The sequence below is a fragment of the Haladaptatus sp. HS23 genome (assembly GCF_056892285.1).
The window spans coordinates 20,307-27,023 of the sequence record NZ_JBXGLH010000029.1 but is presented as its reverse complement, the minus strand read 5'-3'; the positions used below and the strand labels follow the sequence as shown (position 1 = coordinate 27,023).

10 protein-coding genes and 1 pseudogene are annotated in these 6,717 nt (G+C 52.5%); 6 read left to right on the top strand and 5 right to left on the bottom strand.

Annotated elements, in window-relative coordinates; genetic code table 11:
* Positions 1-291 precede the first annotated feature (291 nt).
* On the top strand, positions 292-609 hold the full coding sequence (locus tag AC1XDK_RS29635; protein ID WP_483353622.1) for a hypothetical protein: 318 nt from the start codon (positions 292-294) through the stop codon (positions 607-609).
* 203 nt (positions 610-812) lie between these two features.
* On the opposite strand, the gene AC1XDK_RS29630 is transcribed toward AC1XDK_RS29635, so the two are convergent.
* From AC1XDK_RS29630 to AC1XDK_RS29620, 3 genes are read right to left on the bottom strand one after another with little or no spacing between them, the layout of a single operon-like run.
* A complete protein-coding gene (locus AC1XDK_RS29630; protein ID WP_483353621.1) occupies positions 813-1,187 on the bottom strand; it encodes a DUF7344 domain-containing protein in 375 nt (124 codons plus the stop codon).
* An 18-nt stretch (positions 1,188-1,205) separates the two neighbouring features.
* Entirely contained in the window at positions 1,206-1,391 is a 186-nt protein-coding gene (locus AC1XDK_RS29625; protein WP_483353620.1) for a DUF7563 family protein, read from the bottom strand.
* A gap of 14 nt (positions 1,392-1,405) precedes the next feature.
* On the bottom strand, positions 1,406-1,606 hold the full coding sequence (locus AC1XDK_RS29620) for a DUF7835 family putative zinc beta-ribbon protein (protein WP_483353619.1): 201 nt from the start codon (positions 1,604-1,606) through the stop codon (positions 1,406-1,408).
* Between the two features lie 422 nt (positions 1,607-2,028).
* On the opposite strand from AC1XDK_RS29620, the gene AC1XDK_RS29615 reads away from it, so the two are divergent.
* Positions 2,029-2,538, top strand: coding sequence for a DUF7344 domain-containing protein (locus tag AC1XDK_RS29615; protein ID WP_483353618.1), 510 nt, complete (start codon positions 2,029-2,031; stop codon positions 2,536-2,538).
* A 179-nt stretch (positions 2,539-2,717) separates the two neighbouring features.
* Entirely contained in the window at positions 2,718-3,008 is a 291-nt protein-coding gene (locus AC1XDK_RS29610; RefSeq protein ID WP_483353617.1) for a HalOD1 output domain-containing protein, read from the top strand.
* Positions 3,009-3,022: 14 nt separating this feature from the next.
* Here AC1XDK_RS29610 and AC1XDK_RS29605 read toward each other — a convergent pair whose 3' ends face one another.
* Positions 3,023-3,724: a helix-turn-helix domain-containing protein gene (locus AC1XDK_RS29605; RefSeq protein ID WP_483353616.1), complete on the bottom strand. Its 702-nt coding sequence runs from the start codon at positions 3,722-3,724 to the stop codon at positions 3,023-3,025.
* A 409-nt stretch (positions 3,725-4,133) separates the two neighbouring features.
* On the opposite strand from AC1XDK_RS29605, the pseudogene AC1XDK_RS29600 reads away from it, so the two are divergent.
* The 3 genes and pseudogenes from AC1XDK_RS29600 to AC1XDK_RS29590 form a co-directional block, all read left to right on the top strand.
* Positions 4,134-4,496 (top strand): annotated as a pseudogene (locus AC1XDK_RS29600) (helix-turn-helix domain-containing protein); the annotation flags it as partial.
* A 63-nt stretch (positions 4,497-4,559) separates the two neighbouring features.
* Positions 4,560-4,805, top strand: coding sequence for a helix-turn-helix domain-containing protein (locus tag AC1XDK_RS29595; protein WP_483353623.1), 246 nt, complete (start codon positions 4,560-4,562; stop codon positions 4,803-4,805).
* A gap of 129 nt (positions 4,806-4,934) precedes the next feature.
* On the top strand, positions 4,935-5,339 hold the full coding sequence (locus AC1XDK_RS29590; RefSeq protein ID WP_483353615.1) for a DUF7344 domain-containing protein: 405 nt from the start codon (positions 4,935-4,937) through the stop codon (positions 5,337-5,339).
* A gap of 555 nt (positions 5,340-5,894) precedes the next feature.
* Here the strand turns inward: AC1XDK_RS29590 and AC1XDK_RS29585 are convergent.
* Positions 5,895-6,692 (bottom strand): creatininase family protein, encoded by a 798-nt coding sequence (locus tag AC1XDK_RS29585; RefSeq protein WP_483353614.1) that lies wholly within the window; start codon positions 6,690-6,692, stop codon positions 5,895-5,897.
* Between the last annotated feature and the right edge of the window lie 25 nt (positions 6,693-6,717).

The window sequence follows — 6,717 nt, the reverse complement described above, 5'->3', positions numbered from 1 at the left end:
ACCACGGCGATTGATACCGCTCTCGACCAGCTATCTCTTCCAACAGTGAGCAACTACTTCTAATGTCTACTATAGCTGCCGTGTTGAGTGGTGTACAGCACCTCCTGTGTCTATTATAATTATCTACTTCTGAGGGATTTTGATGTGTGATCGTCTAGTGTGGTACTCGTTCACGAAATATTTACACGGGACTGAGTAAGTTTTTTCCGCGTCTGTCCCCTACCCAGTAGTGATGAAACAGAAAGCAACGCAAACACAACTCGCAGCGTACAGAAACCAAGGTAATCGACAATGATGTGGCAAGACTTCGTCTTCCTCGCTGGAAACGTCTTCTCCCTCATCGCACTCCTCCCTACCCTCCGCGACTCGATGGCAAACGTCCCCTTCAGCACGAGCTTCCCCTCTGCGGTGATCGGCCTCGTTTATGCAACCGCGTTCTTCACCATGGACATGGCACTCTCCGCTCTCGGCGCATTCCTCACCGGCAGTATCTGGCTGGCTATCGTCGCCCTCCGCTCGCCGCGCCCACTCCGAGACTCGTCCCCGATGTCGACGCCACAGACCGAAGCCAAGAATGCAACGCACTCCGCCCCCTCACACGCTGACTAATTCGATTTCGGTACTGACGCACGGACTGAAGCTCCTCGCTTAGAAACGTGCCAGGCCTGTTTTCAAAACACCATGAAGCCGGGTTTCTGCCGCCTAAAATCATAAGCAGCAGCGAACCGACTCCGAGACACCCGTTTCTAGCGTTGATTCCTATTGTCGGATAACAGACGAAGTAGATGAACGAGCTTCCTTATTGATGACTATCAGCTATCGTACTCTCGCAGGCGGTGCGTGAGCTGACCGACATTGGTCCATCCACGCACTTTTCCGCTCTCTCGATCGTACTTAATGACATCGTGCTCAGCGAGCAGCGGCAAATGATCGCTCCAGACAGTCTCTGAAATCTCTTCGAAGAGTCGAGTCGATCTGTCTCCCGAGCATCCCTCCAATTCTTGGTACGTGAGGTGTTCGATTAGCGATTCGATTTCGACCGGGCCATCGTGTACTTGTAAATACGAAAGGATCACTCGTCGCCGGGGGTTCGCAAGCAATTCATTGATTTCCGTTTCCGAAAGCCTCTGGTCGGTTTCTTTGTCGGTAATGCTTTCGAGATCTCCGGTCGCTTTTCCAGATATCATGCGGTGGTCATAAATTTGTTACAAGTGGGTTGCTTGGCCATTCTTTACGTCGGTACCATTCATACAGTCTAAACAGCCATGCACGGTGTTTTGGTTATCGCCGAACACACGTGCGAAATCACGGGTGACGAAACCCCCGCAGTTCTGACATCGTGTGTCTGCGACTCGTGACTTCGTTTGGCTCGGGGTAGTTGTCTTAGACATGAATCATCACCACTCTACATGTTGTTTGCGCGCTGTTTGCTCGTGGTGCCACATTGCTGGCACTCCGTGACACGATAGGGCTCTCGGGAGAATGCTGCGTTTGAATTCTCCTCGTTCTCGGTAACTATCTCTATCGTCACTTGGTGCGGCGTCATCGCATCACAGTTCTCGCACAGTTCGCCGGATTGACTGTCAGTAGTTGTTGTGGTGACCATGATTTCTGGTGGTTTTAGTAGACTGCCATGGATTCCGATTAGTTGTGCTTCGATTCAATAGAATAGAAGGATCGGGAACTCCCTTTATGTCCTGCTTATGAACGCAAGTCATTTTAAACCGGGCAGATACTGCGTTCGGTGCCTACAAGTACGATTGCTGGGAATTATGGTGTGTACACTCCTGAGAACCTCTACACCGTGCTCGGTTGCTTCAAAACCGTTGCTGGATCACGAGTCGTGACAGCACAGATATTCTGTTTCTTCACTGAAGAAAGATACATCGTGGTACTTGCATACGCAGCCCCCAGGTTTTTGAAGTGGCATCTATATTTCACAGAAGAACCACGAGACAGAAAGCGCCTCCAAGCCATGCTCAAGAGCGAAGAGTCGATGATCCTCTCCAGAGCGCTCGGATTGGGTTCATGCGCGTTGTAAACCCAGTACGCGGGGCATACCAACCGAGCGGTTTCACAACAAAAAAACGTACTATGAATCCACACGACAGCAATCGACCTGGTCGTTCCGATTCCAAGACGATTACTTCACAGCGAGACTGCGATTCGACGAACACATCCCAGCGTAACGATAGCTCGTCATCCCCGGATATTTCCCTCGATACCATCTTCGATATCCTGTCTCATTCTCATCGCCGCCAGATTCTCTCATATCTTTCGCGGAACGAGGACGATCTCGCGACAGTCACCGATCTTGTCACCTTCGTTTCAACGCACGAATCAGAAGCCGAGGAGAGAGTGGAAGATACCCACGACGATGCTGTGAGGGTTGCATTGCACCACAACCATCTTCCAAAATTGGCCGATACCGGGGTAATCGAATATGACACTCAAAACGGAACCATTCGGTACTGCGGTCACCCCAAACTGGAAAAGTATCTGTCCGTGACCGAAACGCGAGAACGAGACGAGGTCTAACTCTGCTCAATCGGATGAAGGAAGATCCACTCCATCTGCGCGTGTAAGGGTTGAATAGTCAAGTTGTCCCTTCATCTCCCGCCAGAGGATGTTTATAACTACAGGCCAGAGTTTTGTATGGAGTGCTCATGATGGGGATACCCCCACTAGTCACGAGGACTCCGGGGAGAGATTAAAGAATGGGAGAGATAACGACCAACACACCGAGCGACAAGCGGACGACTGTAAGGGAGCCATCAATAGTGGTGTTGATTCAGGCCGCGATCGCTGCCCGTGACGGTCCCAATACGGGTGAATGCCCACCATTATACGAGGCTATCGATCCAGATGCACTCGACAAGCTGTTTGCCCCACTTCACAGAGAACCCGAACGACATGGAAAAGTGATTTTCGAGTACTGTGGCTATGAGGTCACTGTCCATGCTGATCGGACGGTTGAACTCGAGTCAATCGACGCTGAGAGTCGGTAGAACACTAGCCGTTTTCACTCGGAGGCCACATCTTCGCTGGAACCTGTTTCCGCTGCTTCTGGCGTACCGACTCGATTCAGGAACACATGGTCGACGAGATTGCCATGGGCACGCCGCAGTCGTTCAGAGAGTGCTTGATGTGAGACGTCAAGTTCTTCAGCCAAGTCATCCGCAGTGGCTTCGCGAGGCACCGAATAATAGCCGTGAGTAGCAGCGAGCTGCAGTGCTCGTTGCTGTGACTTTGTGAGCCCGAATCGGGTCTGAGATTCTCTCGTGAATTCATGGATATTCTGAATCTCTAACGAAATCCCCTGCCCTTCACAGTATTCGGATGTGCGTCGCACTGCGTCATGATCAGCGAACAACAACCGGAGATTCCAGATACCACTTTGCCCAGTTGCAGCGAGGACTGCCCCGTTTTCTTCGGCAAGAACCCGAATTAGATGGTCGACTTGATCGTTCCAGGCAAGTTGATAGAGAGAATCTGTCTCGAAATCTGCGATCAGGTGAAAGTCAGTAACACTGTCGTCGTCAGCCAACGCGCACTCAAGTGCAAGACGATCATCTGTGGTGAACCAGATGAATGGCATCAAGCCATCTCGATCGGTCGCAACCGTCTGTTCGACTTCGATAGTCACGTTTTCGAGAGTGGCCAACGTGTGCTCGAGTGCAAGATCTTCTGCAGCGATACTGACTTCGACGATCGTTCCTCCCATATAAGACCCAACTTCATCGGCTACTATCTATCTTATTTATAAACATATTACATATCCCACGTGTGATTTTATACGTGACATAACGTTATCTTCCGATAGCGTTGTCTTCGCGTCCCTTCGATGAGCTCTATACTATAAATTGACAGCGTTGCGAAAGTTATGGTAGTTGATCGACTCTATGCTGGCCAACATTCGATACGGGAGCGGGCTGTCCGGTCGCGCATTGCCAGAGAGACTATTCGATTATTACGAACCACAAAGTGGCGGGAGATTTGGTAGGCAGTTTCAACTGACAACACCAGTAGCGGCAGTGAAATATCCTCGGTATCTCGAACCAGAATATGTGTGGCGTTGCTCAGTGTTCCCGCCGAGAGACCTAAGAGACACCAGATAGTTTGTTCGTGAAGTAATGGCAACCCTCGTCGAGTTCTCACTCCCAGCCACGGACTTCGTACTTGGCCGCTTACTCACAGCTGACTCGGAGATCGAAATCGAATTCGAGCGGATCGTCCCCGTTGGGTCGAATGCGATCCCCTTGTTTTTCGCGTGGAATGACGATTTAGATGCGTTCGAACAGCGCGTACGCGCTAACGACCACGTCCGCGAATTCAGCGAGATTGAAGAAATCGAGGATCGACGCTTGTATCTCTTGAACTGGGATATACCAGACGGGGGGTTTTTCGAAGGTTTCACAACTGCCGAAACGATTATCCGGAGTGCCTATGGCTATGATAGCCACACCTGGGAGTTCGAAGTCCTCTTTCCCTCTCAGGATGACCTCACCACGTTCCATAATCACTGTCGCGAAAACGAAATTCCGTATACACTCGGGCAGATGCACACGCTCAGTGAGGCTGGCGATGACCTCGTGGAAAGCGTTCTGACGGAGAAACAGCGTGATGCGCTTCTGCTTGCACTCCAGCAAGGATACTTCCAGACCCCCCGACAAGTTACGCTCTCCGAATTAGCGGACGAGTTCGGCATCAGTCAGCAGTCACTCTCGGATTTGATTCGGCGTGGCAATGAAGCCCTTCTCGAACACGCGCTTTTAGGCTCGTCAAGAGACGCTTCGCCTGTCTGACTTGGTTCCAACTCCCTGTATTTTTAAACACCCTGTTCGAACGGCCCGATGACCTAAGGAGAGTGTTGTGATTATTATCACACTGCCGAATGAGTATCGACACACTCCGAATCAGTTCCCATTCGCTCTATGCGGACTTGGAGACAAAGACACTGGTATCACGTACACTTTCACAGTCCTAGACCAATGAATCATCCACCGAAAAACGATCATCAATCGACGTCAGACCACACGCTTAGTACCGTCTGCAAACTGCTCGCGAATACCACTCGACGTGCTGCTGTGCAGTTTTTCATAGATGAGGGAACGGACACGGCTGAATTCGACTCGTTGGTCGAATACGTCCACAAGGAAGTTGACGCCATCGCGTCTCCTGAACGAGCACGGATCGCGCTTGTCCACAACCACCTCCCGAAACTCGCCAACTACGATGTCATCGAGTATGATACGCACGGTGGGACCGTGCACTATCACGAATCACCGCGTCTTGAACAGTACCTTGCCCTCGCCGAAGAAATCGGAGCAGGGGACTGATGCAGTATGAAAGACCATCACTCCGAAAATTCGGACACCGAACTCATCGGCGAGTGTGCTAGCTGTGGCAGATCGGTACTCACGGTTTATCTCGAGGAGAATGTCTGCCAGAAATGTCGCGACGATTGACACCGGTCGATCATCGGGTTCTCTGTTTTGTTGGTCGCACCCGATATTTCCCACCAGTGGTCTTTCATTCAGGGTCCGGTGTTTCCACGACTGCTTTGTGCAAAACGGAGCAGCGAATCGCTCGAAAAACGTCACTACGAAAGACACGCCGATTTCAATGGCGAACGTGATAACTGCAATAGCGGGAATAACTACCGTTCGACGGGAGTTCTCAAGGGGTAGACACTCTCGGGGAATATTCACGGCCCCAAGCGCGTGAAAGCCGATACCAATGAGTGCGGAAAAGAGCCCCGTTGAACCCGAGACTGGTCAATTGCGAGTCGAAGGAGAGAGGCGACACCAACGAGACCGAAGAGGATACCACCAATATCAGTTCCACCTCTGTCTGTAAAATTTTTTTCACGTTGGTGAACACCTTGTCGAACGTCACTCTCGCCGACTGCCGGGTTGCGGGTCCACGTGCGGTTTCGCCATCAGGTCCGAAAACCGCGCGTCGTCCAACCAATCGAGCAACTGAACCAACTGTTCGGTCGCCGTCTCGAAGAGTTCCGCGCCCTTCTCGGGCGTCGCGTCGGTCTGGTCGCCGAAGACGCCGTTTTCGCTGTTGTCGATGGCGTCGTAGTAGTTCCGCGCGCCGTGAACGGTGGGGTTTCCGTCCAAGAGATTAACCAGTCCTCCGTCGCGGGCGTCCTCCAACTTGTCCTCGCGCACGAGTTCCGGCGCGATGTGCAGTATCATCGCCGTCTCCTTCGGGCCGCCGTGCGGCCCGTTGTGTTCGAAGATGCTGCTGACGAGTTCGGGAATCGACTCGTCCCACATCCACTCGACAGCGAAGGCAACCTCGTCCTCGCGCAGGCGACGACCGACTTCGCGGAGGTGTTGCATGTTGCCGCCGTGGGCGTTGACGTAGACGATTCGGTCGATGCCGTGGTAATTCAGATTACGCGAGAAGCTCTCGACGTAATCGCGGAACTGCGGCGGGTCCACCGACATCGTCCCGTGGAACTGCATGTGGTGCGTGCTGACGCCGACGTTGATGGTCGGGGTGCAGAGGTAGCCCGCACGGTCCGCCGCTTCGCGGGCTAACGCCTCGGCGATGAGGTGGTCCGTTGCGAGCGGTAGATGCGGTCCGTGCTGTTCGGTCGAACCCAACGGAACGACCGCCACGGATTCCTCGGCCACGTAATCTCCGAGTTCGGGCCACGTCTTGTCGGCGAGATACATGTGAAAGGAAGGGTTCTCGGGAAGC

Excerpts from the sequence above, each read along its gene's own strand:
- AC1XDK_RS29605 (WP_483353616.1), bottom strand. The coding sequence starts at position 3,724 with ATGGGAGGAACGATCGTCGAAGTCAGTATCGCTGCAGAAGATCTTGCA.
- AC1XDK_RS29615 (WP_483353618.1), top strand. The coding sequence starts at position 2,029 with ATGCGCGTTGTAAACCCAGTACGCGGGGCATACCAACCGAGCGGTTTC.
- AC1XDK_RS29635 (WP_483353622.1), top strand. The coding sequence starts at position 292 with ATGATGTGGCAAGACTTCGTCTTCCTCGCTGGAAACGTCTTCTCCCTC.
- AC1XDK_RS29610 (WP_483353617.1), top strand. The coding sequence starts at position 2,718 with ATGGGAGAGATAACGACCAACACACCGAGCGACAAGCGGACGACTGTA.
- AC1XDK_RS29630 (WP_483353621.1), bottom strand. The coding sequence starts at position 1,187 with ATGATATCTGGAAAAGCGACCGGAGATCTCGAAAGCATTACCGACAAA.
- AC1XDK_RS29595 (WP_483353623.1), top strand. The coding sequence starts at position 4,560 with ATGCACACGCTCAGTGAGGCTGGCGATGACCTCGTGGAAAGCGTTCTG.
- AC1XDK_RS29625 (WP_483353620.1), bottom strand. The coding sequence starts at position 1,391 with ATGTCTAAGACAACTACCCCGAGCCAAACGAAGTCACGAGTCGCAGAC.
- AC1XDK_RS29590 (WP_483353615.1), top strand. The coding sequence starts at position 4,935 with ATGCGGACTTGGAGACAAAGACACTGGTATCACGTACACTTTCACAGT.
- AC1XDK_RS29585 (WP_483353614.1), bottom strand. The coding sequence starts at position 6,692 with ATGTATCTCGCCGACAAGACGTGGCCCGAACTCGGAGATTACGTGGCC.
- AC1XDK_RS29620 (WP_483353619.1), bottom strand. The coding sequence starts at position 1,606 with ATGGTCACCACAACAACTACTGACAGTCAATCCGGCGAACTGTGCGAG.